Annotated in this window: 25 protein-coding genes; 18 read left to right on the forward strand and 7 right to left on the reverse strand. The window is 75.1% G+C overall.

The genetic code is table 11. From position 1 onward, the window contains the following. Nucleotides 1–64 precede the first annotated feature (64 nt). Nucleotides 65–946: a dienelactone hydrolase family protein gene (locus tag ABD160_RS29985; protein WP_344028958.1), complete on the reverse strand. Its 882-nt coding sequence runs from the start codon at nt 944–946 to the stop codon at nt 65–67. A gap of 118 nt (nt 947–1,064) precedes the next feature. Between ABD160_RS29985 and glmS the strand changes: the two genes are divergently transcribed. The 7 genes from glmS to rimI all read left to right on the forward strand — a co-directional run bounded on the left by glmS (nt 1,065) and on the right by rimI (nt 8,601). Beyond that, nucleotides 1,065–2,924: a glutamine--fructose-6-phosphate transaminase (isomerizing) gene (gene glmS, locus ABD160_RS29990; RefSeq protein ID WP_344028961.1), complete on the forward strand. Its 1,860-nt coding sequence runs from the start codon at nt 1,065–1,067 to the stop codon at nt 2,922–2,924. A 39-nt stretch (nt 2,925–2,963) separates the two neighbouring features. Then, a complete protein-coding gene (locus tag ABD160_RS29995) occupies nt 2,964–4,445 on the forward strand; it encodes an NAD(P)H-hydrate dehydratase (protein WP_344028964.1) in 1,482 nt (493 codons plus the stop codon). A gap of 65 nt (nt 4,446–4,510) precedes the next feature. After that, nucleotides 4,511–5,707 (forward strand): alanine racemase, encoded by a 1,197-nt coding sequence (alr, locus tag ABD160_RS30000; RefSeq protein WP_344029808.1) that lies wholly within the window; start codon nt 4,511–4,513, stop codon nt 5,705–5,707. Further along, nucleotides 5,704–6,924, forward strand: a complete 1,221-nt coding sequence (locus tag ABD160_RS30005) for an alpha/beta fold hydrolase (protein ID WP_344028966.1) — start codon at nt 5,704–5,706, stop codon at nt 6,922–6,924. The genes alr and ABD160_RS30005 overlap by 4 nt, the downstream gene beginning before the upstream one ends. Then, entirely contained in the window at nt 6,921–7,415 is a 495-nt protein-coding gene (gene tsaE, locus ABD160_RS30010) for a tRNA (adenosine(37)-N6)-threonylcarbamoyltransferase complex ATPase subunit type 1 TsaE (RefSeq protein ID WP_344028969.1), read from the forward strand. The genes ABD160_RS30005 and tsaE overlap by 4 nt, the downstream gene beginning before the upstream one ends. 11 nt (nt 7,416–7,426) lie before the next feature. Next, nucleotides 7,427–8,140 (forward strand): tRNA (adenosine(37)-N6)-threonylcarbamoyltransferase complex dimerization subunit type 1 TsaB, encoded by a 714-nt coding sequence (gene tsaB, locus ABD160_RS30015; protein ID WP_344028972.1) that lies wholly within the window; start codon nt 7,427–7,429, stop codon nt 8,138–8,140. Beyond that, a complete protein-coding gene (rimI, locus tag ABD160_RS30020) occupies nt 8,137–8,601 on the forward strand; it encodes a ribosomal protein S18-alanine N-acetyltransferase (RefSeq protein ID WP_344028975.1) in 465 nt (154 codons plus the stop codon). Before tsaB ends, rimI begins: the two co-directional genes overlap by 4 nt. Before the next feature lie 5 nt (nt 8,602–8,606). Here rimI and ABD160_RS30025 read toward each other — a convergent pair whose 3' ends face one another. Then, nucleotides 8,607–9,857, reverse strand: a complete 1,251-nt coding sequence (locus ABD160_RS30025; protein ID WP_344028977.1) for an aminotransferase family protein — start codon at nt 9,855–9,857, stop codon at nt 8,607–8,609. A 117-nt stretch (nt 9,858–9,974) separates the two neighbouring features. Between ABD160_RS30025 and ABD160_RS30030 the strand changes: the two genes are divergently transcribed. After that, on the forward strand, nt 9,975–11,450 hold the full coding sequence (locus ABD160_RS30030) for a PucR family transcriptional regulator ligand-binding domain-containing protein (protein WP_344028980.1): 1,476 nt from the start codon (nt 9,975–9,977) through the stop codon (nt 11,448–11,450). A 73-nt stretch (nt 11,451–11,523) separates the two neighbouring features. Here ABD160_RS30030 and ABD160_RS30035 read toward each other — a convergent pair whose 3' ends face one another. After that, complete coding sequence (locus ABD160_RS30035) at nt 11,524–12,432, reverse strand: aldo/keto reductase (protein ID WP_344028983.1); 909 nt, start codon at nt 12,430–12,432, stop codon at nt 11,524–11,526. Nucleotides 12,433–12,665: 233 nt separating this feature from the next. Here ABD160_RS30035 and groES point away from each other — a divergent pair, with 233 nt between their 5' ends. Together groES and groL are read left to right on the forward strand one after the other, a co-directional pair. After that, a complete protein-coding gene (gene groES, locus ABD160_RS30040; protein ID WP_010225616.1) occupies nt 12,666–12,956 on the forward strand; it encodes a co-chaperone GroES in 291 nt (96 codons plus the stop codon). A 105-nt stretch (nt 12,957–13,061) separates the two neighbouring features. Beyond that, nucleotides 13,062–14,684 carry a chaperonin GroEL gene (groL, locus tag ABD160_RS30045; RefSeq protein WP_344028986.1) on the forward strand — a complete coding sequence of 541 codons (1,623 nt, stop codon included), beginning with the start codon at nt 13,062–13,064 and terminating at the stop codon, nt 14,682–14,684. Nucleotides 14,685–14,795: 111 nt separating this feature from the next. On the opposite strand, the gene ABD160_RS30050 is transcribed toward groL, so the two are convergent. Further along, entirely contained in the window at nt 14,796–15,128 is a 333-nt protein-coding gene (locus ABD160_RS30050; RefSeq protein ID WP_344028988.1) for a WhiB family transcriptional regulator, read from the reverse strand. 87 nt (nt 15,129–15,215) lie between these two features. Here ABD160_RS30050 and ABD160_RS30055 point away from each other — a divergent pair, with 87 nt between their 5' ends. From ABD160_RS30055 to ABD160_RS30070, 4 genes are all read left to right on the forward strand, one after another. After that, the gene (locus ABD160_RS30055; protein WP_344028991.1) at nt 15,216–16,262 is read left to right on the forward strand and encodes a hypothetical protein; all 1,047 of its coding nucleotides are present in this window, start codon (nt 15,216–15,218) and stop codon (nt 16,260–16,262) included. 201 nt (nt 16,263–16,463) lie between these two features. Then, nucleotides 16,464–17,060, forward strand: a complete 597-nt coding sequence (locus ABD160_RS30060; protein WP_010225624.1) for a response regulator transcription factor — start codon at nt 16,464–16,466, stop codon at nt 17,058–17,060. A gap of 734 nt (nt 17,061–17,794) precedes the next feature. After that, a complete protein-coding gene (locus tag ABD160_RS30065; protein WP_344028993.1) occupies nt 17,795–18,370 on the forward strand; it encodes a sigma-70 family RNA polymerase sigma factor in 576 nt (191 codons plus the stop codon). Continuing rightward, the gene (locus ABD160_RS30070; RefSeq protein WP_344028996.1) at nt 18,363–19,625 is read left to right on the forward strand and encodes an anti-sigma-D factor RsdA; all 1,263 of its coding nucleotides are present in this window, start codon (nt 18,363–18,365) and stop codon (nt 19,623–19,625) included. The genes ABD160_RS30065 and ABD160_RS30070 overlap by 8 nt, the downstream gene beginning before the upstream one ends. Before the next feature lie 115 nt (nt 19,626–19,740). On the opposite strand, the gene ABD160_RS30075 is transcribed toward ABD160_RS30070, so the two are convergent. Then, nucleotides 19,741–20,151 (reverse strand): DUF5319 domain-containing protein, encoded by a 411-nt coding sequence (locus tag ABD160_RS30075; protein WP_344028999.1) that lies wholly within the window; start codon nt 20,149–20,151, stop codon nt 19,741–19,743. A 122-nt stretch (nt 20,152–20,273) separates the two neighbouring features. Between ABD160_RS30075 and guaB the strand changes: the two genes are divergently transcribed. The 3 genes from guaB to ABD160_RS30090 all read left to right on the forward strand — a co-directional run bounded on the left by guaB (nt 20,274) and on the right by ABD160_RS30090 (nt 23,467). Beyond that, nucleotides 20,274–21,785 (forward strand): IMP dehydrogenase, encoded by a 1,512-nt coding sequence (guaB, locus tag ABD160_RS30080; RefSeq protein ID WP_344029002.1) that lies wholly within the window; start codon nt 20,274–20,276, stop codon nt 21,783–21,785. A 34-nt stretch (nt 21,786–21,819) separates the two neighbouring features. Continuing rightward, nucleotides 21,820–22,944, forward strand: coding sequence for a GuaB3 family IMP dehydrogenase-related protein (locus tag ABD160_RS30085; protein ID WP_344029005.1), 1,125 nt, complete (start codon nt 21,820–21,822; stop codon nt 22,942–22,944). Nucleotides 22,945–23,032: 88 nt separating this feature from the next. Then, entirely contained in the window at nt 23,033–23,467 is a 435-nt protein-coding gene (locus tag ABD160_RS30090) for a TroA family protein (RefSeq protein ID WP_344029008.1), read from the forward strand. Between the two features lie 3 nt (nt 23,468–23,470). Here ABD160_RS30090 and ABD160_RS30095 read toward each other — a convergent pair whose 3' ends face one another. Together ABD160_RS30095 and ABD160_RS30100 are read right to left on the reverse strand one after the other, a co-directional pair. Next, nucleotides 23,471–24,268, reverse strand: coding sequence for an ABC transporter permease (locus ABD160_RS30095; protein ID WP_344029011.1), 798 nt, complete (start codon nt 24,266–24,268; stop codon nt 23,471–23,473). Continuing rightward, entirely contained in the window at nt 24,265–25,281 is a 1,017-nt protein-coding gene (locus ABD160_RS30100) for an ABC transporter ATP-binding protein (protein WP_344029014.1), read from the reverse strand. Before ABD160_RS30100 ends, ABD160_RS30095 begins: the two co-directional genes overlap by 4 nt. 80 nt (nt 25,282–25,361) lie before the next feature. Here ABD160_RS30100 and ABD160_RS30105 point away from each other — a divergent pair, with 80 nt between their 5' ends. Further along, nucleotides 25,362–26,120: a TetR/AcrR family transcriptional regulator gene (locus ABD160_RS30105; RefSeq protein WP_344029016.1), complete on the forward strand. Its 759-nt coding sequence runs from the start codon at nt 25,362–25,364 to the stop codon at nt 26,118–26,120. Nucleotides 26,121–26,129: the final 9 nt, after the last annotated feature.

Raw genomic sequence — 26,129 nt, forward strand, 5'->3', positions numbered from 1 at the left:
ACCGGATCGGTCGCCCGGGAGGCGTCCCGGTTCCCGATCGGTGATCAGGCGCCGGCCGGCCCGGTCAGCGGCCGATGCCGAGCAGGCCGCCGGACGAGGCGGACTCCTCGTCGTCCTCGGCCGGGGTGAGATCGACCAGCGGAGCCCCCGGGACGTTGCCCGAGGTCAGTGCGGACACCCGCTTCTCGCCGATCAGCTCCTGCATCAGGAACGCGGTGACCAGCGCCCGGGTGATCTTGCGGGTGCGGTGCTGCGGGCGGTTCTGCAGCAGCAGGCTCGACCAGTGCGTGCCCTCGCAGAAGCCGAGATGACCCGCCTTGTCGATGCTGCGCAGGGTCACCTCGCCACCGGCCGCCCTGGCGATCGGCTCGGCGTGCCCGGCGGCCGGCGCCAGCGAGTCGACCGCGGCGGCCAGGTGCAGGGCGGGTGCGGTCACCCGGCCCGCGGCCTCGATCGCGGACGGCGAGGTCTCGGCCGGGGCGAGCGTCACCAGCGCGCCGAGGCGCTCCCGGGCGGCCGCGGCCAGGATCGCCGCGCCACCGCCGATGCCGTGCCCGACCAGGGCGGTGCGGCGGGCGTCGACACTGATGTGGCCGTCGCCGAGCCGGACGCCGACGCACACGTCGAGCACGGTGTTCAGGTCCGCGGAGAACCGGGACACGCTCGGCACCGGGCCGCGCTGCGTGTTCGGTGCCGCGGCGACGAAACCCCAGGTCGCGAGGTGCCGGAGCAGCTCGTGATAGCGGCGCACCGGCTGCAGCCAGGCGTGCCCGAGCACGACGGCGGGCAGCTGGTAGCCCTCCGCGGGGGTGTAGACGATGCCCGGCAACCCGATCAGGCCGAGATCGCCGTACCGGACCGGGTTCGGCCCCGGCCGGGAGAGCACGCCGAGGGCGTCCTTGGCCCCCTTCATGGACGGGGGACGGGTCACGCTGGTCCGGGCCACGGACGGCACCGTACCGGTGCAGGTCACGACCTGCCCGCCGCGCCGCCCACCTCGGGCGTGGCGCCGCTCGCACCCGGCGCCGGAAGATCGCGGATCGGGCGTCGATACGCTCGGTCGTATGTGTGGCATCGTCGGTTACGTCGGTCATCAGGTCGCACTCGACGTCGTGCTCGGCGGCCTGCGCCGCCTGGAGTACCGCGGGTACGACTCCGCCGGTGTCGCCCTACCGGGTGACGGTGACCTGCTGGTGGAGCGGAAGGCGGGTGCGCTGGCGAACCTGGAGGCCCGCCTGGACGAGATCGGCCGGGAGGGGTTCGTCAGCACGTCCGGGATCGGGCACACCCGCTGGGCGACGCACGGCCCGCCGACCGACCGCAACGCGCACCCGCACCGCAGCAGCGACGGCAAGGTCGCGGTGGTCCACAACGGGATCATCGAGAACTTCATCGAGCTGCGCGCCGAGCTGGAGGCGCGCGGGATCTGGGCCGAGTCCGACACCGACACCGAGACGGCGGCGCACCTGGTCGCCGTCGCCTACGCCGAGGGCGGGACCGCCGGGGACCTCCCGGCCGCCGTCCGCGCGGTGGCCCGCCGGCTCGAGGGCGCCTTCACCCTGGTCGTCACGCACGCCGACGACCCGGACCGGATCGTCGCGGCCCGCCGGAACTCGCCGCTGGTGCTCGGCATCGGCGACGGCGAGACGTTCCTGGCGTCCGACGTCGCGGCGTTCATCGAGCACACCCGCTCGGCCGTCGAGCTCGGGCAGGACCAGGTCGTCACCATCACCCGGGACGGCTACGAGGTCACCGACTTCCACGGCGAGCCGGTGACCGCCACCCCGTTCGAGGTGACCTGGGACCTGGCCGCCGCCGAGAAGGGCGGCCACGACTACTTCATGCTCAAGGAGATCGAGGAGCAGCCGACCGCGATCGCCGACACCCTGCGCGGGCACCTGGTCGACGGCCGGATCGTGCTCGACGAGCAGCGGCTCACCGACCAGGAGCTGCGCGACGTCGACAAGGTCTTCGTGGTCGCCTGCGGGACCGCCTACCACTCCGGGCTGCTCGCGAAGTACGCGATCGAGCACTGGACCCGGATCCCGGTCGAGATCGAGCTGGCCAGCGAGTTCCGCTACCGCGACCCGGTGCTGGACCGGTCCACGCTGGTCGTCGCGATCTCCCAGTCCGGCGAGACCGCGGACACCCTGGAGGCGCTGCGGCACGCCAAGGACCAGAAGGCCAGGGTGCTGGCCATCTGCAACACCAACGGGGCGCAGATCCCGCGCGAGTCGGACGCGGTGATCTACACCCACGCCGGTCCGGAGATCGGCGTCGCCGCGACCAAGACGTTCACCGCGCAGGTCGCCGCGAACTACCTGGTCGGCCTGGCGCTGGCGCAGGCCCGCGGCACCAAGTACCCGGACGAGGTGGTCCGCGAGTACGAGCAGCTGGAGGCGATCCCGGCGGCCGTCGCCGAGGTGCTGGAGTCGCTGGGGGCGGCCCGCGCGCTCGGGCAGGAGCTGGCGCCGTCGAAGGCCGTGCTGTTCCTGGGCCGCCACGTCGGCTACCCGGTCGCCCTGGAGGGTGCGCTCAAGCTCAAGGAGCTCGCCTACATGCACGCCGAGGCGTTCGCGGCGGGCGAGCTCAAGCACGGCCCGATCGCGCTGATCGAGGACGGCCTGCCGGTGGTCGTGGTGATGCCGTCGCCGAAGGGGCGCGCGGTGCTGCACTCCAAGCTGCTGAGCAACATCCAGGAGATCAAGGCCCGCGGCGCGCGGACCGTGGTGCTGGCCGAGACCGGGGACGAGACGGTGCGGCCGTTCGCCGACCACCTCTTCGAGCTGCCGGCCGTGCCGACGCTGCTGCAGCCGCTGGTGGCGACGATCCCGCTGCAGGTCATCGCGGCCGAGATCGCCCGGGCCCGCGGCTACGACGTGGACAAGCCGCGGAACCTGGCGAAGTCGGTCACCGTGGAGTGAGCCGACCGCCGATCGGGACGCGGGTCTAGTCTCCGCGCCATGCACGGGTTGTACACCGCGGAGCAGGTCAGGGCGTCCGAGAGCGCGATGGCGGCGACGGTCGCCGACGGCGTGCTGATGCGCCGGGCGGCCGGTGGGCTGGCCGCGCACCTGCGCGGCCTGCTCGGCGGCGGCTACGGACGCCGGGTGGTCCTGCTGGTCGGGGCCGGCGACAACGGCGGCGACGCGCTGTGGGCCGGTGCCGAGCTGCGCCGCCGCGGCGCCCGGGTCACCGCGCTGCTGCTGGACCGGGACCGGGCCCATCCGGCCGGGCTCGCCGCGCTGCGCCGGGCCCGCGGCCGGGTGCTGCCGGTGCTGCCGGAGACCCTGGACGCGGCGCGCGAGCTGGTGGCCGGTGCCGACGTCGTGGTGGACGGCATCGTCGGCATCTCCGGCCGCGGCCCGCTGCGCGATCCGGCCCCGGCGCTGGTCGACGCCGCGGACCGGGCGGGCGTCCCGATCGTCGCCTGCGACCTGCCGTCGGGCGTCGACACCGACACCGGGCGCACCGCCGGGCCGCACGTGCGGGCCGCGTGCACCGTCACCTTCGGCACCCGCAAGCCGGTGCACGCGCTCGCGGCGCCGCTGTGCGGACCGGTCCACCTGGTCGACTTCGGCCTCGGACCGTACCTGGGCGAGCCGCACGCCCGGGTGCTCGACGACGCCGACGCCGGCCGGTACTGGCCGGTCCCGGGCCCGGACGACGACAAGTACAGCCAGGGCGTCGTCGGGATCGCCGCCGGATCGGCGACCTACCCGGGCGCCGCCGTGCTGGCCGCCGGCGCGGCCGCGCTGGCCACCTCCGGGATGGTGCGGTTCGCCGGATCGGCGGCCGACGAGGTGCGCCGGCACTGGCCGGAGATCGTCGCCACCGGGGACATCACCGACGCCGGCCGCACCCAGGCGTGGGCGGTCGGCCCCGGCATCGGCACCGGATCGGCCGGCCGGGCCGTGCTGGAGGCGGTGCTGGACCGGGAGGTGCCGGTCTGCATCGACGCCGACGGGATCACCCTGCTGGCCGCCGACCGGGCCCTGCGGGAGCGCGTGCACGGGCAGCCCGCGGTGCTCACCCCGCACGCCGGCGAGTTCGCCCGGATCGCCGGCGACCTGTACCGGGACCACGGCGGCGACCGGGTCGCGGCGGCCCGGGCCGCCGCGGCCGAGCTGGGCGTGACGGTGCTGCTGAAGGGCAACGCCACCGTCGTCGCCGCCCCGGACGGGCGCGCGCTGGTCGATCCGGCGGCCGACGCGTGGGCCGCCACCGCGGGCTCCGGCGACGTGCTCACCGGGATGATCGGTGCCCTCCTGGCGGCCGGCCTGGAGCCCTGGTGGGCGGCCGGCTGCGCGACCCTCGTGCACGCCAGGGCGGCGACCCGCGCCGCGCGTGCGCACGGGCTGCCGCCGGTGCCGGTGCCCGCGTCGTCGCTGCAGGCCGCGATCCCGGGCGCGCTGAGCGGGGTGCGGGCCGCCGCAGCGGGCTGAGCCCGGGCCGCGCGGTCCCGTCCCCGGCGGGCCGACCGGTGCGGGATGCGATGATCGGACCCGTGTTGCCTGCCACCGAACCCGTGCCCGGTGCGGGTGCCGCCACACCCCCGGCCGGCGGCCCGCGCGCCGAGGCCGTGATCGACCTGGACGCGGTGCGGCACAACGTCGCCCTGCTCTCCGGTGCGGCGTCCCGCTCGGGCGCCGAGACGATGGTCGTGGTGAAGGCCGACGGCTACGGCCACGGCGCACCCGGCGTCGCCCGGGCCGCGCTCTCGGCGGGCGCGACCCGGCTGGGCGTGGCGACCCTCGACGAGGCGCTCGCGGTGCGCTCCGCCGGGATCGACGCCCCGCTGCTGAGCTGGCTGCACCTGCCCGACGAGGACTTCGCCGCCGCCGTCGCCGCCGGGGTGGAGCTGTCGGTGTCCTCCCGCGAGCACCTCGCCGCGGTGCTCGCCGGGGCCCGCGCGGCCGGCCGGCCGGTCCGGCTGCACCTCAAGGCCGACACCGGGCTGGGCCGCAACGGCTGCCCGCCCGGCGAGTGGCCGGGCCTGGTCGACGACGTCGTGGCGGCCGCCGCCGACGGGACCGCCGAGCCGGTCGCCGTCTGGTCGCACCTGGCGCGGGCCGACGAGCCCGGCGATCCCAGCATCGACGCCCAGGCGGCCCGGCTGCACGCGGCCGTCGCGCACGTCCGCGACCGCGGCTTCGCCCCGCTGCGCCATCTCGCCAACTCGGCGGCCACCCTGACCCGCTCCGACCTGCACCTCGACCTGGTCCGGCCGGGCATCGCCGCCTACGGGCTGGACCCGATCGCGCAGCCCGCGGACAGCCCGCTGCGCCCGGCGATGACGCTGCGCGGGCGGGTCGCGCTGGTGAAGACGGTCCCGGCGGGCGAGGGCGTGTCCTACGGCCACGAGTTCGTGGCCGCCGGCCCGCGGGTGCTGGCGCTGGTGCCGCTCGGCTACGCCGACGGCGTCCCGCGGCGGGGGAACGACCGCGGCCGGATGCGGGTGCGGATCGGTGGCACGATCCGGCCGGTGGCCGGCCGGGTGTGCATGGACCAGTTCGTCGTCGACTGCGGGGAGCCGGGCGCGCTCGCGGTCGCCGTCGGGGACCCGGTGGAGCTGTTCGGGACCGGCGCGGGCGGCGGGCCGACCGCCCGCGAGTGGGCCGACGAGCTCGGCACCATCCACTACGAGATCGTCACCGGGATCAAGGGCCGGGTCCGCCGGACGGTGCACGACGGAGGGCAGGCGTGAGCCGCAGGGGATGGACGGTCGCCGGGATCACCGGCGGCCTGGTCGGCGCGGCCGGGGCGGCCGCCGGTGTCGGCGTCGCCGCGCAGCGCCGCAAGATCGCCTCGGCGCGGCGCAGCCTGGCCACCGAGATGGCCGAGCACGGCGGCGCGCCCTCGCCCGGCCGGATCGGCGAGGAGAGCTCGGTGATGGCCGACGACGGCATCCGGCTCGCCTGCGAGGAGGTCGCGCCCGCGGACGGATCGGAGCCCGCCGCGACCGTCGTCCTGGTGCACGGCTTCGCGCTGGACCGGCGGACCTGGCAGGAGCAGCGCGCGTTCCTGGCCGGCATGACCGACCCGTCGGTGCGGATGGTGCTCTACGACCAGCGCAGCCACGGCCGCTCCGAGCGGGCGCCGCAGGACTCCTGCACCATCGACCAGCTCGGCCGGGACCTCGACGCGGTGATCCGCGCGATGGTCCCGGAGGGGCCGCTGGTGCTGGTGTCGCACTCGATGGGCGGCATGACGGTGATGGCGCTCGCCGAGCAGCACCCGGAGCTGTTCCACGACCGGGTCGCCGCCGTCGCGCTGGTGTCGACGTCGGCGGGCGAGATGGCGGCGTCCGGCCTGCCCGGCACCTTCCTGTCCCGCCGCAACCCGGTGATCCGCGCGCTCGGCGGGCTCGCCGCCTGGCAGCCGGGGCTGGTGGAGACCGGCCGCCGCGCGCTCGGCGACATCATCTGGGCGATCACCAAGCGGTTCGCCTACGGCGACCGGCAGGTCGACCCGCGGATGGTGGACCTGGTCGACACGATGATCGACTCGAACGCGGTGGGTGCGCTCACCGACTTCGTCGACACCCTCGGCACGCACGACCGGCTCGCCGCGCTGCCCGGCCTGTGCTGCGCCGAGGTGCTGGTGCTGGCCGGCGACGGCGACCGGATCATCCCGTACCGGCACAGCGAGGTGATCGCCGACGCGATCCCGACCGCGCGGCTGGTGCGGCTGCCCGGCGTCGGGCACATGCCGATGCTGGAGCAGCCGGAGAAGGTCGACGCCGAGCTGGGTGCGCTGATCGAGCGCAGCCTGGAACGCACCCGGGGCGGCCGGTTCCGGCGCAGGCGCCCCGAGCACGGCCCGGACCGGCGCCCGGACGCCGACGGCACGCCGGACCGCCCGCGCCGCCGCGCCGGCGTCCTGCGCGGGGCCGGCCGCGGGAAGCGGAAGGGCCGCGCGTGATCCCCGCGCCGGGTGCCGCGCCGCTGCGCCGCGAGCTGCCGACCGTCGCCGACACCGAGACGTTCGGCGAGGAGCTGGGCCGCGAGCTCGTCGCCGGGGACGTGCTGCTGCTCGCCGGCCCGCTCGGGGCGGGCAAGACCGCGCTGGTCCGCGGGCTGGCCCGCGGGCTCGGGGTGACCGGGCAGGTCGCGTCGCCGACGTTCGTGATCGCCCGCGAGCACCCGCCGTCCGGGGACGGGCCGGCGCTGGTGCACGTCGACGCCTACCGGCTGGGCGGCGCCGGCGGGCCGGACGAGGCTGCCGCTGCCGCCGCGGTCATCGACGAGCTCGACGACCTGGACCTGGACACCGAGCTGGACCGGGCCGTGGTCGCCGTCGAGTGGGGGATCGGGGTGGCCGACCGGCTCGCCGAGCGCGCCGTCGAGGTCGTCCTGGAGCGCCGCGAGGACGAGACCCGGGTCGCCACGCTGCGCCGCACCGCACGCCCGTAGGCTGGCCGACCGTGCTGGTACTGGCCCTGGACACCGCGACCCCGGTCGTCACCGCCGGCCTGGTCGCGCTGGAGGACATCCCGCGGGCCCTCGCCGTCCGCGCCCACCGCGGTTCCCCCACCCGCCCGAGCAGGCACGGCGAGCTGCTGATGCCCGCCGTCCGGGCGCTGTGCGCCGAGACCGGCCGGGACCTCGCGACGGTGGACGCGATCGTGGTCGGCGCCGGGCCGGGGCCGTTCACCGGGCTGCGGGTCGGGATCGCCTCGGCGGCCGCGCTCGGCCACGCGCTCGACGTCCCGGTGCACGGCGTCTGCACGCACGACGCGATCGCGCTGGCCGCGGCCGGGATCGCCGAGCCGGGCGCGGAACGTCCGCAGGCCGGGCCGGGCAACCTGCTCGTCGTGACCGACGCGCGCCGGCGCGAGGTGTACTGGGCGGCCTACGACCCGGCGGCGCGGCGGCTCAGCGGCCCCGCCGTCGAACCGCCGGACACGCTGGCCGGCCGGCTCGGCGAGCTGGCGGTCGGCACCGTCGCCGGGGACCCGGCGTTCGCCGACCGGCTCGGTGTCCCGGTCGGCGGGCCCGATGCCGCCACCCCGGAGGGCCTGGTCGGGGTGGCCGCGGCCGCGCTGCGGGCCGGGCGGGAGCCGGAGCCGGTCGAGCCGCTCTACCTGCGCCGCCCGGACGCCGTCGAGCCCACCGGGCGCAAGCGCGTCACCGCATGAGCACCACCGTCACGGTCGGCCCGCTCTACCGGGCCGACGCCGAGCGCTGCGCGGAGCTGGAGCGGTTGCTGTTCCCCGGCGACGACCCGTGGAGCGCCCAGGCGTTCCGGGACGCCGTCAGCTCCGGGCAGCTCTATCTCGCCGCGCGGGCGGGCAGCGAGCTCGTCGGTTACGCCGGGCTGGCCGTCGTCGCCGGCCCGCCGCAGGCCGAGGCGGAGGTGCACACGATCGGCGTCGATCCGGCCTGGCAGCGGCACGGGATCGGCCGGGCCCTGCTGGCGAAGCTGCTGGAGGTCGCCGACGAGCTGCGCGCCACCGTGTTCCTGGAGGTGCGGACCGACAACGAGCCGGCGAGGACGCTGTACGAGCGGCACGGCTTCGAGATCGTCGGCCTGCGCAAGCGGTACTACCACCCGTCCGGCGCCGACGCGCACACCATGCGCCGGACCGCGCGCGGCTGAGCCGTCTACCGGCTCACAGCAGCGTCGTCCAGCGCGGCCGCGGTCACCTCGGCCAGCAGGTCGAGGTGCTCGGCGGTCGCGGTGAGCGGCGGCGAGAAGCCGACCGCCGAGCCCATCGGGCGGATCAGCGCCCCGCGCTCGCGGGCCGCGCGGAACACCCGCTGCGGCAGGTCGGGCGCCCCGGCCAGCCGCTCCGGGTCGAGCGCGAGCGCGCCGAGCACCCCGGTGCCGCCGCGGGCGTGGTCGACCAGCGGATGGTCGGCGATCCCCTGCAGCCGCTCCAGCAGCTGCGTCTCCAGCACGTCGGCCCTGGCCAGCAGCCCGTCCCGCTCCAGCAGGGCGATCGTGGCGCTGCCCGCCGCGCACGCCGCGGGATGACCGGCGTAGGTCTGGCCGTGCCGGAACACCCGGCCCGGGACGTCCCAGAACGGGGCCGCGATCCGCTCGGACGCCACGATCCCGCCGAGCGGCTGGTAGCCCGACGTCACGCCCTTCGCGAAGACGGCGATGTCCGGGCGGACCCCGAACCGCTCGACGCCGAACCAGTCGCCGAGCCGGCCGAACCCGCAGATCACCGCGTCGGCGACGAACAGCACCCCGTGCCGGCGGCAGACCTCGGCGGCGGCCGCGACGTAGCCCTCCGGCGGCGGCAGCACGCCGCCCGCACCGATCACCGGCTCGCAGAAGAACGCCGCGACCCGCTCCGGGCCGAGATCGACGATGGCCTTCTCCAGGCCGGCGGCGTCGTCCCAGGGGGTCTGCACGACGTCCGGCACGAACGGCCCGGCCAGCCGGTTGCCCGGGATGCCCGCCAGCGAGGTGCCCAGGCCGTGGGTGCCGTGGTAGCTGTGCTCGCGGTGCAGCAGCACCGTGCGCTGCGGTTCCCCGATCGCGCCGAAGTACTCCCTGGCGAGCTTCGCGGCGGTCTCGATCGAGTCGCCGCCGCCGCTGGTGAAGAAGACCTTGCCGTCGTCCAGCGGGGCGCGCTCGGCGATCTCGGCGGCGAGCCGCTCGGCCGGCTCGTTGGTGAAGTCGGTGAACGTGGAGTACGCCTCCAGCCGGCCGAGCTGCTCGGCGATCGCGTCGACGATCTCCCGCCGGCCGTGGCCGACGTTGGCGTACCAGAGGCTCGCGGTGCCGTCGAGGTAGCGCCTGCCTGCGTCGTCGAACACCCAGACGTCCTCGCCGCGGACGATCGTCACCGCGCTGTCGCGGACGGAGTGCATGGCGGCGAACGGATGCCAGAACGCGGACATCGGCGGACCTCCTGGGCGGGACGGGGACTCGCCGTTCGACGCTAGCCCCGATCACCGGCCGCCGGATCCCGGTGGATCCACAACTGTGGACGGCGTCGTTGTGTTATCCACAAGGGTGTGGATCTCGACGACCTGCTCGGCCGGGACGGTTTCGGGCTCCTCCCGGTCGTGCCGGGGCGGCGGCGGCCGGTGCTCGGCGCGCACGTCGTCGAGATCGGGCACCCGACGCGCTGGGTGCCGCCGGGCTGGGTGCTGCTCACCACCGGCCTGCGGCTCGGCTCGCCCGCCGACTGCCGGGAGCTGGTCGCGGAGCTGGCCGCCGGTGATCTCGCGGCGCTCGGGTTCGGGATCGGGATCGTGCACGACACCGTCCCCGCCGCGCTGGTCGACGAGGCCCGCCGCCGGGAGCTGCCGCTGTTCGCGGTGCCCGAGGCGACGCCGTTCCGGGAGATCGTCCGCGCCGTCGACGCGGCGGTGCTGGATCGCGACCGGGACGTGTTCCGGCGGACCGCGGCGATCACCGACACGCTGACCGGGCTGCTCGACGGGCCGGTCCCGCAGCAGTCGCTGGTGCACGGGCTCGCCCGTGCGCTGCGCTGCGGGGTCGCGCTGCACCGCCCGGACGGGTCGGTGCTCGCCGCCGATCCGGCGTCCGGCCGGGCCGGGGCGGCCGAGCGCTGGACCCGGTTCCGCGGGCTCGCGATCACCGGGCCACCGGTCGAGGTGGTGGACGCCGACGGGCTGTTCGCCGCCGCCGTCCGGCCGCGCGGCGAGCTGCGCGCCTGGCTGGTGGCGGGGGCGTCGCGCGGATCGGTGCCGGTCCCGCTGATCGTGCGGGCGGTGGCGCTGGTGGCGCGGCTGCTCGGCGGGCTGGCCGCCGCCGCGGACGACGACGCGCTCCGCCGCCGGGCCGACCGGGCCGCCGAGCTGCACCGGCTGGTGGCCGGGGACCCGGCGCCCGGCCCGGACGCCGGGACCCACGGACCGCCCGCCGACCGGCCGCGGACGGTGCTCGTGCTGGCCGCCGGCACGGCACTCGCCGACGCCGAGCGCACGCTGGACGCGCTGCGCGTCCCGTACCTGCTCGGCGAGGTCGACGGCTCGGTGGTGGCCGTCGTGGGGGAGGACGTCCCCGCCCCCGGGCCCCCGGTGGCCGGCGCGGCCGGCGCGCCCCCGGTGGCCGGCGCGGCCGGCGGGCTCCCGGTGGCCGGGTCGGCCGGGGTCGCTGCCGGGGCGCCGCTGGGCCCCGGCCACCGCGACGCCCGGCTCGCCGCCCGGCACGCGGCGCTGACCGGCGGCGGCCCGGTCCGCGCCGGGGACCTCGGCGTCCTCGACCGGATGGTGCTGGAGATCGGCGAGGAGCGCACCGCGGAGCTGGCCCGGCCCCTGCTCGCGCCGCTGGCCCCGCCGCTGGTCGAGACGGTGCGGGTCTGGCTCGCGCACCGCCAGGACGTGCCGGCGACCGCGCGGGCGCTGCACGTGCACCCGAACAGCGTCCGGCACCGGCTGGGCCGGGTGCAGGCGCTGGTCGGGGACCTGCGGGACCCGGCGGTGCTGGCCGGGATCTACCTCGCCCTGCTCACCGGCGGGTGATCGCGAGGTGGGCCACGCGGCGTGGCTGTCGGCGCCCCGGCACGGGGATCCGCGCGCGACCGCCCGGGGCCGGTCAGCCGGTCGCCGACAGGTAGACCAGCAGCCGCAGCTCGTCGTCGGTGAGCTCCAGGGTCCGCATCGGCAGCAGCTGCGCCAGCTGCTCCGGGGTGCGGGCACTGGCGATCGGCGCGGTGACCGACGGCTGGGCCGCCAGCCAGGCCAGCGCGACGGCCGGGACCGGAACGCCGTGCCCGGCGGCGATCTCGTCCAGCCCGGCGAGCACGGCGCGGCCGCGGGAGTCGAGATAGGCGGCGGCGCCCTCGGCGCGCGGACCCTCCGGCACCGAGTCGGGCCGGTACTTCCCGGTGAGGAAGCCCCTGGCCAGCCCGTAGTAGGGGTAGACGGCCAGTTTCTCGGACTCCGCCAGCGGCGCCAGCGCGGCCTCGTAGTCGTCGCGCTCCATCAGGTTGTAGAGCGGCTGGACGGCGGTGAAGGCGGTGAGCCCGTCGCGCGCGGAGATCTCCAGCGCCGAGCGCAGCCGGTCGGGGGCGAAGTTCGACGCGCCGATCTCGCGGACGAGGCCCTCGCGGACGAGCGCGTCGAACGCGTCGAGGGTCTCCTCCTGCGCGGTGTCCGGGTCGTCGCGGTGTGCGTGGTAGAGGTCGATCCGGTCGGTGCCGAGCCGGCGCAGCGACGCGCGCGCGGCCGCCGCGATGTTCTCCGCGGCGAGCCCGGTGTGCCCGGGCAGCGCGCCGACCTTGGTGGCGATGTGCAGCCGGTCCCGGTTGCCCCGGGCCCGCATCCACTCGCCGAGGATCGTCTCGGACTCGCCGCCGGAGTTGCCGGGATGGCGCCACATGTAGGAGTCGGCGGTGTCGATCATCGTCCCGCCCGCGTCGGCGAACGCGTCGAGTACCGCGAACGACGCGTCCCGGTCCGCCGTCCAGCCGAACACGTTCGCCCCGAGAACCAGGTCAGCCACGGCTGTGGACGCTACCCTCCGGGGCGCACCGCGGTTCGTGCCCCGGGTGGGTGAAGAACCGGTTGAGCCCCCGTCGCGGTTCTGGCACTCTCGTGAGTAGAGTGCCAATGCGCGCGACGGACACCTGTCGCCCCGGCACCCGCGACGGCGGGGCGGGAGGGCGTACGCGCGCGCTTCTGACACCGGACATACCCGTGACACCGGATTCACCCCAGGAAGGGGAGGTCATCGTCGTGGCGAACATCAAGCCGCTCGAGGACAAGATCGTCGTCCAGGCCAGCGAGGCGGAGACCACCACCGCCTCCGGCATCGTCATCCCGGACACCGCCAAGGAGAAGCCCCAGGAGGGCAAGGTCCTGGCCGTCGGCCCGGGCCGGGTGGACGACAACGGGAACCGCGTCCCGCTCGACGTGGCGGTCGGCGACGTCGTCATCTACTCGAAGTACGGCGGCACCGAGGTCAAGTACAACGGCGAGGAGTACCTGATCCTCTCCGCCCGCGACGTGCTGGCCGTCGTCAACTGACGCCGAGCATCTCGTGAACGCACCGCCCCGGCGGGTCCACTCCGAGGGGTGGTCCGGCCGGGGCGGTCGCATTTCTCCCATGACGAGAGGTTGAGAGAAGAGAAGATGGCGAAGCAGATCAGCTTCGACGAGAACACGCGTCGCGCGCTCGAGCGCGGCGTGAACCAGCTCGCCGACGCGGTGAAGGTGACGCTCGGCCCGCGCGGCCGGCACGTCGTCATCGACAAGAAGTTCGGTGGCCCCACGGTCACCAACGACGGCGTCACGATCGCCCGCGAGATCGACCTCGAGGACCCCTTCGAGAACCTCGGGGCGCAGCTGGCGAAGACCGTCGCCACCAAGACCAACGACGTCGCGGGCGACGGCACCACCACCGCCACCGTGCTGGCCCAGGCGCTGGTGAAGGAGGGCCTGCGCAACGTCGCGGCGGGCGCCGCCCCGTTCGCGCTCGGCCAGGGCATCGCGGCCGCCGCGCAGAAGGTGTCCGACGTCCTGCTCTCCCGGGCGACCCCGGTCGACGCGGGCAGCCACATCGCCCAGGTCGGCGCCATCGCCTCCCGCGAGCAGGAGATCGGCGACCTGATCGCCCAGGCGATCCAGACCGTCGGCAACGACGGCGTCATCACCGTCGAGGAGGGCTCCACGCTCTCGACGGAGCTGGAGATCACCGAGGGCCTGCAGTTCGACAAGGGCTACCTGTCGCCGTACTTCGTCACCGACTCCGAGTCGATGGAGGCGGCGCTCGACGACCCGTACATCCTGCTGCACCGGGACAAGATCAGCTCCATCCAGGACCTGCTCCCGCTGCTGGAGAAGGTGCTCGGCGAGGGCCGGCCGCTGCTGATCATCGCCGAGGACGTCGAGGGCGAGGCGCTGTCCACCCTGGTGGTGAACTCGATCCGCAAGACCGTCAAGGTCGCCGCGGTGAAGTCGCCGTTCTTCGGTGACCGGCGCAAGGCGTTCATGGACGACCTGGCGATCGCCACCGGCGGTCAGGTCATCAACCCTGAGATCGGCCTCAAGCTCAACGAGGCGGGGCTGGAGCTGCTGGGCCGGGCCCGGCGCGTCGTGGTCACCAAGGACAACACCACGATCGTCGAGGGCGGCGGCTCGAAGGACGACGTCGCGGGCCGGGTCGCGCTGCTCAAGCGCGAGATCGAGGAGTCCGACTCCGACTGGGACCGGGAGAAGCTCCAGGAGCGCCTGGCCAAGCTCTCCGGCGGCGTCGCGGTGATCCGCGCCGGCGCGGCCACCGAGACCGCGCTCAAGGAGCGCAAGCACCGCATCGAGGACGCCGTCGCGGCGACCCGGGCGGCGGTCGAGGAGGGCATCGTCCCCGGTGGCGGTTCCGCACTGGTGCACGTCGCCTCGGAGCTCGACGGCGGCCTGGGCCTGACCGGTGACGCCGCGACCGGCGTCGCGATCGTCCGCAAGGCGCTCTCGGCGCCGCTGTACTGGATCGCCGAGAACGGTGGCGACGAGGGCTCGATCGTGGTGTCCCGGGTCGCCGAGAAGGGCTGGGGCACCGGGTACAACTCGGCCAGCCGCAGCTACGGCGACCTGATCGCCGACGGGGTCATCGACCCGGTCAAGGTGGTCCGGTCGGCGGTGGAGAACGCGTCCTCCATCGCGCGGATGGTGCTCACCACCGAGAGCGCCGTGGTGGACAAGCCCGAGGAGGAGCCGCCGGCCGCCGCCGGTGGTCACGGCCACGGGCACGGGCACTGACCCCGGATCCACACAGCACGCACGACGAGGGCGGGTGGTCGAATCGACCACCCGCCCTCGTCGGCGTCGGGAACCGGTGTGACGCGCCGGTATCGCGGCAGGGTGCGGCGCTCAGGCGGAGCCCAGCGTCTTCTCGATCGGCTGGGGATCGGCGACCTTGAGGGTCCGGCGCGGCCCGCGGATGATCGTGTCGCGCTCGGACTCGGAGAGCCCGCCCCAGATGCCGTACGGCTCGTGGACCTTCAGCGCGTGCTCCCGGCACTGGGCCAGCACCGGGCATTCCTGGCAGACCTGTTTGGCGCGTGCCTCGCGCCGGGCCCGCGCGGGACCGCGCTCGCCCTCGGGATGGAAGAAGAACGCGCTGTCCATCCCCCGGCAGGCTCCCTCCATCTGCCAGTCGTAGATGTCGGCGACCGGGCCGGGAAGCCTCCGGATGTCCGCCATGTTCGTCACCTGCCTTCGACCTCGGACGTGTCGAGGTCCAGATTCCCGGGGTCTGCCGGGCGCAAACCTGATTCGAGGTGAACGATCGTGCACGTCCGGACGTCGGATCCGGGAGCCGTCCCGCCGCCCGGGATCCGGCGCCTGCTCGGCGGCCCGGCGAGCACCGCCGAGACGGCCGCGGCCGGCCGGTCCGGACCGCTGTGGCGCTGGGCCGGTGGGGTCGCGCTCGGCGGGCTCGGCCACTACGCGGCCGCCGCGGCGGTGCTGGAGCCGCTGTCCCGGTCGCCGGCCGCCGGCCCGGCGCTGCGGGCGCACGCCGCGGTCACCCGGGCGTCGCACCTGCGGCAGCTGGGCGGGCACGCCGCCGCCGCGGTGCTCGACGGCGGGGCGCTCCGGGCGCTGTCCGCGATCGCCGCCGCGGGGGACCCGTCCGCCACCGACGTCTGGGGGACCGGGGCCTGCGCCGCGACGGCCGACGCGCTCACCGGGCTCGCCGCGGACGCCCTCGGCCGGTTCGACGCGCGGACCGCCCGGGTGCTGCTCGACCGCGCCGGGCCGTGGTGCGGCGGCCCCGGCCACCGGACCCGGGTGCGCCACGACTGGGTGCTGGCCGAGACCGCGCTGGTCGCGGGGGACCCGGTCGCGGCGCTCGGGGCGGCCGGGCGCGCGCTGGCCGGGGCCCGGCTGCTCGGCTCGCCCCGGCACGTGCTGAAGAGCCGGCTGGTCCGCGCGGTGGCCGGCGGGGTCGCGGGTGAGGACCCGGTCGCGGTGCTCGCCAAGCTGGATGCGGTCGCGGCGGAGGCGGACGGCTCCGGGCTGCTGCCGCTGCACCGTGCCGCACTGCTCGCCGGCGCCGATCTCGCGGCCCGCACGGGCGCCCGGCCGCCATCCGGACAGCGCGGTGGTCCGTCCGCGGGAGCCGGCCGTTCACGAACCGGACACGCCACGGCCGATCGGGCGACGCCGGACGGCCGGCGTGATCCGGACGCCAGGGGACGACACGCCGGAGCGTCACGATCCGATACGCGTAGTCGCCAAACGGATGCGGAGGGTCGCCGAAGTGCGGTGTTGCGCACGGTGAGCGTCCTATATACGCGAAGTGACGGGCCCGGGCGGGACCTGCTGCGGGAGTAGTGCCCGCAGGCGGGCCCGGAGGATGTACCGTATGGACTACTCCATTCGGCGAACCTTCACCCACATGACGCTGAGCCAGGCGGGGCGAGGTTCCGAACGGAGGCAACAAATTCGCCCCGACCGTGTCAAGGTGAGAGGGTCACCCGCCGATTCGGAGGGTGAATATCACCCGGCTGCAGGAAGCTGCAGGAAGGAATCGTCGTGACGACGGTACTCATCTGCGACGATCGTCGCAGCGTCCGCGAGGGATTGACTCGCGTCATGTCCGCGGTCCCCGGGGTCCAGCGCATCGACTGCGTGGCCCACGGGGACGAACTCCTCGCCCGCTACGCCCGCCAGTCCGTCGACGTCGTCCTGGTCGGGACGCAGCGAGCGGTCCCCACCGGCGTGGAGGCCACCCGGCGCCTCGTCGCGGCCCACCCGCAGGCGAACGTGATCGTGTTCGGCGCCCCGGACGACGCCGGCAGCATCGCCGCCGCCATCGCCGGCGGGGCCCGTGGCTACCTGCGCTGGGACGCCTCGCGTCCCGAGCTGGTCGCCGCGCTCGCGCACACCCTGGCCAGCACCTCGGTGCCGACCCCGCGGGTGCCGACCGACCCGGGTGTCCAGCTCACCGAGCGCGAGCTGCAGGTGCTGCGCGGGATGAGCCAGGGCAAGAGCAACGGTCAGATCGGCCGCGAGCTCTACCTGTCCGAGGACACCGTCAAGACCCACGCGCGCCGGCTGTTCCGCAAGCTGGGCGTCCGGGACCGGGCACAGGCCGTCGCGCACGGCTTCCGCCGCGGCCTGGTCTCCTGACCGGGTTCCACACCCACGTCGTTCCCGCGGAGCGTCCGCCGGTCCCGAGCCGGAACGCCCGCAGCATCCGGTCGGCGCCGCACCACCGGCGCGACCCCCGGATGTGATCTGGTGAGCCGGGCCGACCCCCGCGGTCCGGTGCGGAGTGCGCAGCGCGCACCCCCTCGACGGCCCGTGTCCCGGGCCGCGGCGCCGGTCGTGCTCCCCGCGGCCGGACCCGCACATCCCGTCCCGCCGTCGGCGGCCTGCTCCTCCCGAGCGCGTGCCGTCGCCCCGCGGACGAGCGGTCGCTCCCGCGCCGGGAGTCGTCACCTCGCTGCTCCTGCTTCACTCTCGTCACTCGCGCCTCTGGTGTTACATCGCCCGCGCGAGGACCTTCGGCCCGGACAGCGCCGAGCCGGGCACCACCGGCGCCGGGCGGTCCGGTCCCGGTGTCCGGGTCCTGTCAGTGGCCCTGTCATGGGCCCTGTCATCGCCGCGCAGCGCCCGGATCGTCCCCCCGCGGCCCGAACAGACCGTTCGCCGACCGTGCCCGGCTGGTGACCGCGTGCACCCGACACGCCGCGCAACCCGACACTCCGCACGATCGTCTGACTCCGTGTGGAGCAACTCCCGCGGGCGTACTGCGCTCGGATACGGTGGGCGGACTGTGGTCCCCGCCTGTCCTGCGGCGGGTTGCCTCCACGATCGGATGACACTGACGGAGTCTCGTAACGCCTGGGCGGTTCCCCACGATGAGTGAATCAAGAGACGTACCCGACGAGTGGATCGAAGCGGCCATGGCCGGCGATCGCTCCGCGGTCGAGCGCGTTCTCACCATGATTCGGCCCCTCGTCGTGCGCTACTGCCGCGCCCGACTGGGGACCGACCGAGGGTCCGTCTCGGCGGACGACGTCGCCCAGGAGGTGTGTGTTGCAGTGCTGACGGCGTTGCCGGGGTACCGGGTGCAGGGCCGCCCGTTCCTCGCTTTCGTCTACGGCATCGCGTCGCACAAGGTGATCGACGCGCACCGCGCCGCATCCCGGAACCGGTCCGAGCCCGTCGCGGACGTGCCGGACCGGATCGAGATCGCGGACGGTCCGGAGAGCAGGGCCCTTCAGGTCGAACTGTCCGCGGAGATGTCCAGGCTGCTGGAGGTCCTCCCGGAGAAACATCGGGAGATCATCGTGTTGCGGGTGGTCGTGGGGTTGTCCGCGGAGGAGACCGCGGCGGCCGTCGACTCCACACCGGGCGCCGTCCGGGTGGCACAGCACCGGGCGCTGACCCGGCTGCGGAAGATAATGAGTGAGGAGGTGGTCCGGGATGCGTGACGACCAGGGTCCGGTCGGTCCGGGCTCCCCTCCGCCGTCCGGCGACGGCTGGGAGCGACCGCCGGCACCGGTGACCCGGGGCCGCTTCGGCGAGCCCCGCACGGGCCGCCACGGCAGCGGCCCGAACAGCCAGGGCGGACCGAACGGCCCGCACGGCCCGAACAGCCGCGGCCCGAACGGCCCGAACGGGCACGGTTACGTCCACCCGCCCGGCCGCAACGGGCATCCCGCCCCGCAGCCGGTCGGCAGGCGGTTCGCCGAGCTCGACGACGAGGGTCCGGTGGACCTGGTCGAGCTGCAGGCCGACGACGAGCTGATCAACGCGCTGTCCTCCGGGCTCGGCGTGTCCGGCCCCGGCCGCCAGGGCTACGACGTCGACGACCGGCTGGTCGCGATGCTGTCGTCCTGGAAGGACGAGGTCGACCGCGAACCGGTCCCCGAGCTCGTCGGCACCGACGAGGCCGTGCAGATGCTGCAGCCGGCGCGGCCGTCGCGGAAGGTCTCCTGCCTGCGTCCGCTGGTCGCCGCCGCGGCGGTGGCCGCCTGCGCGCTCGCCGTCGTCTCGATCAGCGCCCACGAGGCGGTGCCGGGCGACACGCTCTGGGGCGTCTCGAAGGTGCTCTACAGCGAGCGCGCCGAGCAGGTGCAGGCCGCGGCCGACCTGCGACAGGGCATCGAGCGGGTCAACGCCAAGCTGGCCGTCGGCGACACCGTCGGCGCGCAGCAGGACCTGGCCTCGCTCGGCCCGCTGGTCGACAAGGTCGGGCCGGACGAGCAGGGCTACTTCGAGCAGCAGAACCGGTTCCTGACCGCCAAGGTCGCCGAGACGCCGCCCGGGACCCCGACCGATCCGCGGTCCCCGCTGCGCGACGGCACCCCGGCCCCTCCGCCGCCCCCGGCGTCGGAGGGCACCCCGGAGGAGCCGCCGCCGGCGCAGCCGCAGCAGCCGTCCCCGCCGCCCGGCTCGACCGGTCCCGGTGGCACCACCGGTGGCGGCGAGGGCAGCCCCGGACCGGCCGACCCGAGCGGCTCGACCGATCCGCGGGTGCTGTCCGGCCCGGGTGGCACCACGTCCGACCCGTCCACCACGACGAGCCCGGACCCGTCGCAGACCTCGCCGACCACCGAGGGCTCGGCCGACCCGACGACCACCACGTCGTCGACCCGGCCGACCGCCTCCGGCGAGGGCAGCTCCGACCCGGAGGGGCCGACGTCGTCGACCGCGACCGGGGCGGTCAGCAGCAGCCCCAACTAGCGCCACGCAGGAACGACGAAGGGCGGGCCCGGCCGGGCCCGCCCTTCGTGTGTGCCGCAGGTCGCTGTGCGGTCTTCGTCTCAGCCCGGCCGTCACCCGGCCGGGGTCGCGCGGCTCAGCCGTCGGCGAGCGTCGCGTCCGCGTACCCGCGGCAGTACTCCCACGTGACGTAGTGCGCGGGATCGGGATCGTAGGCCGGCTCGTGCGGCCGCATCCGGCCCTCGTCGAGCAGCTGCTGGAGGCTCGCCCGCAGCAGGTTCCACTCGTGGAAGTGCTGCTCACCGCAGTCGGCGCAGTCCACCACGATGCCCCGGACCCCACGCCCGGACAGCAGCGCCTGGTAGACCGCGAGATCGGCCAGGTCGGCCAGGATCTCGCCGCGGTCGGTCTCGGTCAGCGGGGGTCCGTCGGGGTCACCGGAGCCCGCTCCGGTGATCTCGGCGTGATCGTCCAGCGCCCCCATGGAGCGCGCAGGGTCATCCGGGTCTCCGGCGAACGGGTCCGGTGGCAGCGCCTCTGGTGACACGCTGTACACGGTACCGGGGCACGGGGCCGGGCCCCGGCCCACCCCGCAATGGTGGACGTACGATGGCGTCGGCGCGGCGGGCGCCCGCCGCGGTAGCCGTGACTGCAAGGAGCCTCCAGGAGATGACGAGCGAGATCGGCGGCCTGCCCGAGAAGTTCGCGATGCTCGGCCTGACGTTCGACGACGTCCTGCTGCTCCCTGCCGAGTCGGACGTCGTGCCCAGTGCCGCCGACACCTCGAGCCAGGTCACCCGGCGGGTCCGGGTCCAGGTCCCGCTGGTGTCGTCCCCGATGGACACCGTCACCGAGTCCCGGATGGCGATCGCCATGGCCCGGGCCGGTGGACTGGGCGTGCTGCACCGCAACCTCTCCCCGGAGGCCCAGGCGGCCCAGGCCGAGGTGGTCAAGCGGTCCGAGGCCGGGATGGTGACCGATCCGGTGACCTGCTCGCCGGACGCGACGCTGGCCGACGTCGACGCGCTGTGTGCCAAGTTCCGGATCTCCGGCGTGCCGGTGACCGGTGAGGGCGGCAAGCTCGTCGGGATCATCACCAACCGGGACATGCGCTACGAGGTCGACCAGGACCGCTCGGTCGCCGAGGTGATGACCAGGGCGCCGCTGGTGACGGCGAAGGTCGGGGTGACCGCGGAGGCGGCGCTCGGCCTGCTGCGCAGGCACAAGCTGGAGAAGCTGCCGATCGTCGACGGCGACGACGTGCTGCGCGGCCTCATCACGATCAAGGACTTCAACAAGACCGAGCAGTACCCGCTGGCCACCAAGGACCCGGACGGCCGGCTCGTGGTCGCCGCCGCGGTCGGCGTCGGCGACGACGCCTACGCGCGCGCCATGCTGCTCGTCGAGGCCGGTGTGGACGTGCTGATGGTCGACACCGCGCACGGGCACTCCCGGCGGGTGCTGGAGACCGTCGCGAAGCTGCGCGCCGAGGTCGGCGAGCAGGTCGACGTCGTCGGCGGGAACGTCGCCACCTACGAGGGCGCGCTGGCGCTCGTCGAGGCCGGCGCGGACGCCGTCAAGGTCGGTGTGGGCCCGGGCTCGATCTGCACCACCCGGGTCGTCGCCGGGGTCGGCGCGCCGCAGATCACCGCGATCTACGAGGCCACCCGGGCGTGCGCCCCGGCCGGCGTCCCGGTGATCGGCGACGGCGGCATCCAGTACTCCGGGGACGTCGCCAAGGCGATCGCGGCCGGCGCGTCCACGGTGATGCTGGGCTCGCTGCTCGCGGGCACCGCGGAGTCGCCGGGCGAGGTCGTGCTGGTCGGTGGCAAGCAGTTCAAGACCTACCGCGGCATGGGTTCGCTGGGCGCCATGCAGGGCCGCGCCGGTGCCGCCGGGCGCAGCTACTCCAAGGACCGCTACGCCCAGGACGACGTGCTCAGCGAGGACAAGCTCGTCCCGGAGGGCATCGAGGGGCGGATCCCGTTCCGCGGGCCGCTGTCGTCGGTGGTGCACCAGCTGGGCGGCGGGCTGCGCTCGGGCATGGGCTACGTCGGCGCGCAGACGATCCCGGAGCTGCAGCAGGCGCGGCTGGTCCGGATCACCGCCGCCGGGCTCAAGGAGAGCCACCCGCACGACATCACGATGACCGTCGAGGCGCCGAACTACGCCGCCCGCTAGTCCGCGGCGCGGGAGCGCCGCCTAGGGTGTGCTCGTGCGTGACCTCGTGGAGATCGGGATGGGCCGGGAGGCCCGTCGTGCCTACGACCTCGGCCAGATCGAGATCGTGCCGTCGCGGCGGACCCGCAGCTCGAAGGCGGTGTCGACGGCCTGGCAGTTGGATGCCTACCGGTTCGACATCCCGCTGGTGACCCACCCGACCGACGCGGTGGTCTCACCGTCGTCGGCGGTGCGGGTCAGCGAGCTGGGCGGCCTGGCGGTGCTCAACGCCGAGGGCCTGTGGGCCCGGCACGGCGACGCCGAGGGCGCACTGGCGAAGGTGGTCGAGGCGGCCACCGGCGACGAGCCGGACACCGCCCTCGCGCTGCTGCAGGAGCTGCACCAGGCGCCGATCCGCGAGGACCTGATCGCCGAGGCGCTGCGCCCGCTGCGCGACGGTGCGCACACCGTCGCGGCCCGGGTCAGCCCGCAGCGGGCCCGCGAGCTGACCCCGGCGCTGCTCGCCGCCGGCGTCGAGGTGCTCATCGTGCAGGGCACCATCGTCTCGGCCGAGCACGTCTCCGACGGCGAGCCGCTGAACCTGAAGGACTTCATCGCCGACCTCGACGTCCCGGTCGTCGCCGGCGGGGTCGGTGACTACCGCACCGCGCTGCACCTGATGCGCACCGGCGCGGCCGGCGTGATCGTCGGCTACGGGCAGTCCACCGCCACCACCACCGACGAGGTGCTGGGCGTGGGCGTGCCGATGGCGACCGCGATCGTCGACGCCGCCGCCGCCCGCCGCGACTACCTCGACGAGACCGGCGGCCGCTACGTGCACGTGATCGCCGACGGCGGCATCGGCACCTCCGGCGACATCGCCCGCGCCGTGGCCTGCGGCGCGGACGCGGTGATGCTCGGCGAGCAGCTGGCCGAGGCCGCCGAGGCACCCGCCGGCGGCCTGTACTGGACCTCGTCGGCGGCGCACCCGTCGCTGCCGCGCTCCGAGGTGACCGGCCTGGGCCGGTCCGGGCGAACCCTGGACCAGGTGCTGTTCGGCCCGACCGACAGCCCGTACGGCACCACCAACCTGTTCGGTGCACTGCGCCGGGCGATGGCCAAGACCGGCTACTCGGACCTCAAGGAGTTCCAGCGGGTCGGGCTGAACCTGCGGGCCTGACCGACCACCCCGGCCGGGGACGGCTCCCGGCCCGGCGCGCCGGTGCATGATGGTCGGCAGAGCCGTCCCGCAGGTCGAGGAGGACCCGATGAGCCGACCCACCGCCGGATCCGCCATGGGCGGCGGCCGCGCGTTCGTCGACGCCACCGGCACCCCGGTGCCGCTGCGCGGACCGGTGCAGCGGGTGGTGGCGACGGATCCGGAGGTCGGTGCGCTGCTGGCCGAGCTGGGCGCCCGGGTGGTCGGCTGCGCAGGCCCGCTGGACGGCGCGGAGCCGGTCGGCGCCGAGCGCGCACCCGATCCGCAGGCCGTCGCAGCGCTGCGGCCGGACGCGATCGTCACCGGGCTCGGCGACGGCAGGCACGATCTCGCCGATCCGGCCGTGCTCGGTCGGCTGCGGCAGATCGCCCCGGTCATCGCGGTCGACCTGGCCCGCCGCGCCGCCTCCGCCGCCGACCTGCGCGCCCTGCTGGGCGCGGTGAACCCGCCCCCGCACCGCTCCCGCGGGCGGCACGAGGACTGACGATCAGGCGGTGGCGCCCCGGATCGACCGGACGCCGACGGTCAGCCCGACCGCCATCGTCGCCACCGCGGCGAGCAGGCCCCACAGCACCGCCGGATCGGCGAACGTCCCGGCGAACAGCACCCGCTCGGCGTCCACGATCCAGGTGAGCGGGTTCAGCACCGACGCGACCCGCATCCACTCCGGGCCGGTCTCCAGCGGCAGCATCATCCCGGACAGGATCAGCAGCGGGAACAGCAGCGACTGCTGGACCGCCCAGAAGATCCACTCGGTCTTCCGGGCGGCGATCGCCAGCGCGTAGGACAGCGCACCGACGCCGATCCCGAAGATCCCCAGGACGACCAGCCCGGCCAGCACGTGCAGCGGGTACAGCGCGAACCCGAACGGCACCGCGACCAGGGTGATGATCGCGGCCTGCACGACCAGCGGGGTCAGCTCCTTCAGCGCCCGGCCGACCATCAGCGACGACCGGGACAGCGGCGTCGCGAGCATCCGCTCGAACGCCCCGGTCATGATCTCGAACTGCAGGTTCGATCCGGTCATCGACGTCCCGAACATCGTGATCATGACGACCACGCCGGGCAGGAACCACTGCAGCGACGAGCCGCCGAGGGCGCCGGTGTCGCCGACGACGCCGGCCAGCAGCGGCCCGAACAGGCCGAGGAACACCAGCGGCTGGAGCAGCGAGAAGATCAGCGAGAACGGGTCCCGCACGATGGTCAGCGTCTCCCGCCACCAGACGTTGCCGATGTCGGTCAGCGCGCCGGTGGCCCGGGGCCCGGTGGTGGCGGGTGCGCTCATCGTCCGGCCTCCCCGTCGCGCAGGCTGCGGCCGGTCAGGTGCAGGAACACGTCGTCGAGGGTGGGCCGCCGGGACTCGGCGGCGACGACGTCGATCCCGGCGTCGCGCAGCCGCCCCACCAGCGCGGGCAGTGCGCGGGCTGCGGCGGGGACGCCGACGGTGAGCGCCCGCCCCTCCGGCCCGCTCCGCTCCTGCACCTCGGGTTCCGGCCCGGTCCGGCCGCCCGGTCCGGCGGGCCCGGCGAGCGCCGGGGTGACCGCGGCGGCGAGCACCGCGCGGGCGGCCGGGACGTCCCCGGCGGCGACGGTGACGGTGAGCCGGTCACCGGCCCGCTCGCTCTTGAGCCGCTCCGCGGTGTCGTCGGCGATCACCCGGCCGTGGTCGATGATGACGACCCGCTCGGCCATCGCGTCGGCCTCGTCGAGGTAGTGCGTGGTGAGCACGACGGTGGTGCCGTGCTCGGCCCGGATCCGCAGGATGTGCTCCCACAGGTTCGCCCGGTTCTGCGGGTCCATCCCGGTGGAGGGCTCGTCGAGGAACAGCAGCCGGGGGGCGTGGACGAGGCCGAGCGCGATGTCGAGGCGGCGCTTCTGCCCGCCGGAGAGCGACCCGACCTTGCGCATCGCCAGCGGCCCGAGATCGAGGGTGCGCAGCAGCCGGTCCGCGCTCGCGACGCTCTCGGCCCTGCCCATCCCGTAGAAGCGGCCCTGCACGACGAGCTCGTCGCGGACCCGGTAGTTGTGCCCGGCGCCGTCCTTCTGCCCGATGTAGCCGATCCGGCGGCGGACCTCGGCCGGGTGCGCCGCGACGTCGACGCCGGCCACCTCGGCCCGCCCGGAGCTGGGCGGCAGCAGGCTGGTGAGCATCCGCAGCGTCGTCGACTTGCCGGCCCCGTTGGGTCCGAGGAGGGCGACCAGCTCGCCCGCGCCGACGTCGAGATCGATGCCGCGGACCGCCTCGACCGTCGTCCGGCCGACCCGGAAGTGCCGGGTCAGCGATTCGGTGTGGATCACAGCAGCCTCTCGTCGTACGCCGTACTGAGTAATGGGTCGTTAGAGTACGCCGTACGGAAAGACCACGCCAGGGAGAATTCGTGACCGACGACCAGCTGCCCGCCGGGACCACCGCCGGGCAGGCGATGATCGAGCTGCTGTGGGACCCGCCGCCGGCCCCGCGCCGCGGGCCGCGTCAGCGGCTGACCCTGGACCAGGTGGTCGACGCCGGGATGGCGGTGGCCGCCCGCTCGGTGGACGAGCTGTCCATGCGCAAGGTCGCCCAGGAGCTGGGCGTCGGGACGATGAGCCTCTACACCTACGTCCCCGGCCGGGACGAGCTGTTCGAGCTGATGGTCGACCGGGCGTGGCGGATGCGGGAGCTCCCGGACCGCGAGCTGCCGTGGCGCGTGCAGGCCGCGTTCCACGCCCACGAGGCGTGGCGGATGTACCGCGCGCACCCCTGGCTGATCAGCTCCAACCTGTGGCGGATGCCGCTGGGGCCGCACGTGCTGGACGTCCAGGAGGACCTCTACCGGGTCGTCCTGCTGACCGGGCTGGACGCGGTCACCGTGGTCCGCGCGGCCGGGCTGATCGAGTCGCACGTGTTCGGCGCCGCCCGGGCCGAGATCACCGACACCAGCGTCGCGGCGCGCACCGGGGTCACCCAGGACGACTACTACGCGGCCCGGGCCGGGTTCTGGGGGACCTACTTCAGCGAGCAGCGGTTCCCGTCGATGCTGCGGCTCTGGAACGCCGGCGGGTTCGACGCCGACAACCCGGACGGGGACTGGGAGTTCGGCCTGGAACTCGTCCTGGACGGGATCGAGCGGCTGGCGGGTGGTCCGGGGCCCGGGTGACCCGGATCG

This window comes from Pseudonocardia kongjuensis, assembly GCF_039526905.1.
Lineage (GTDB): Bacteria > Actinomycetota > Actinomycetes > Mycobacteriales > Pseudonocardiaceae > Pseudonocardia > Pseudonocardia kongjuensis.

What these genes read in the sequence shown, in the direction of transcription:
- glmS (WP_344028961.1), top strand. Translation starts at nt 1,065, where the DNA reads ATGTGTGGCATCGTCGGTTACGTCGGTCATCAGGTCGCACTCGACGTC.
- ABD160_RS30090 (WP_344029008.1), top strand. Translation starts at nt 23,033, where the DNA reads ATGAGCCGACCCACCGCCGGATCCGCCATGGGCGGCGGCCGCGCGTTC.
- guaB (WP_344029002.1), top strand. Translation starts at nt 20,274, where the DNA reads ATGACGAGCGAGATCGGCGGCCTGCCCGAGAAGTTCGCGATGCTCGGC.
- ABD160_RS30025 (WP_344028977.1), bottom strand. Translation starts at nt 9,857, where the DNA reads ATGTCCGCGTTCTGGCATCCGTTCGCCGCCATGCACTCCGTCCGCGAC.
- ABD160_RS30050 (WP_344028988.1), bottom strand. Translation starts at nt 15,128, where the DNA reads ATGGCGGACATCCGGAGGCTTCCCGGCCCGGTCGCCGACATCTACGAC.
- ABD160_RS30065 (WP_344028993.1), top strand. Translation starts at nt 17,795, where the DNA reads ATGAGTGAATCAAGAGACGTACCCGACGAGTGGATCGAAGCGGCCATG.
- groL (WP_344028986.1), top strand. Translation starts at nt 13,062, where the DNA reads ATGGCGAAGCAGATCAGCTTCGACGAGAACACGCGTCGCGCGCTCGAG.
- ABD160_RS30095 (WP_344029011.1), bottom strand. Translation starts at nt 24,268, where the DNA reads ATGAGCGCACCCGCCACCACCGGGCCCCGGGCCACCGGCGCGCTGACC.
- rimI (WP_344028975.1), top strand. Translation starts at nt 8,137, where the DNA reads ATGAGCACCACCGTCACGGTCGGCCCGCTCTACCGGGCCGACGCCGAG.
- ABD160_RS30070 (WP_344028996.1), top strand. Translation starts at nt 18,363, where the DNA reads ATGCGTGACGACCAGGGTCCGGTCGGTCCGGGCTCCCCTCCGCCGTCC.
- ABD160_RS29995 (WP_344028964.1), top strand. Translation starts at nt 2,964, where the DNA reads ATGCACGGGTTGTACACCGCGGAGCAGGTCAGGGCGTCCGAGAGCGCG.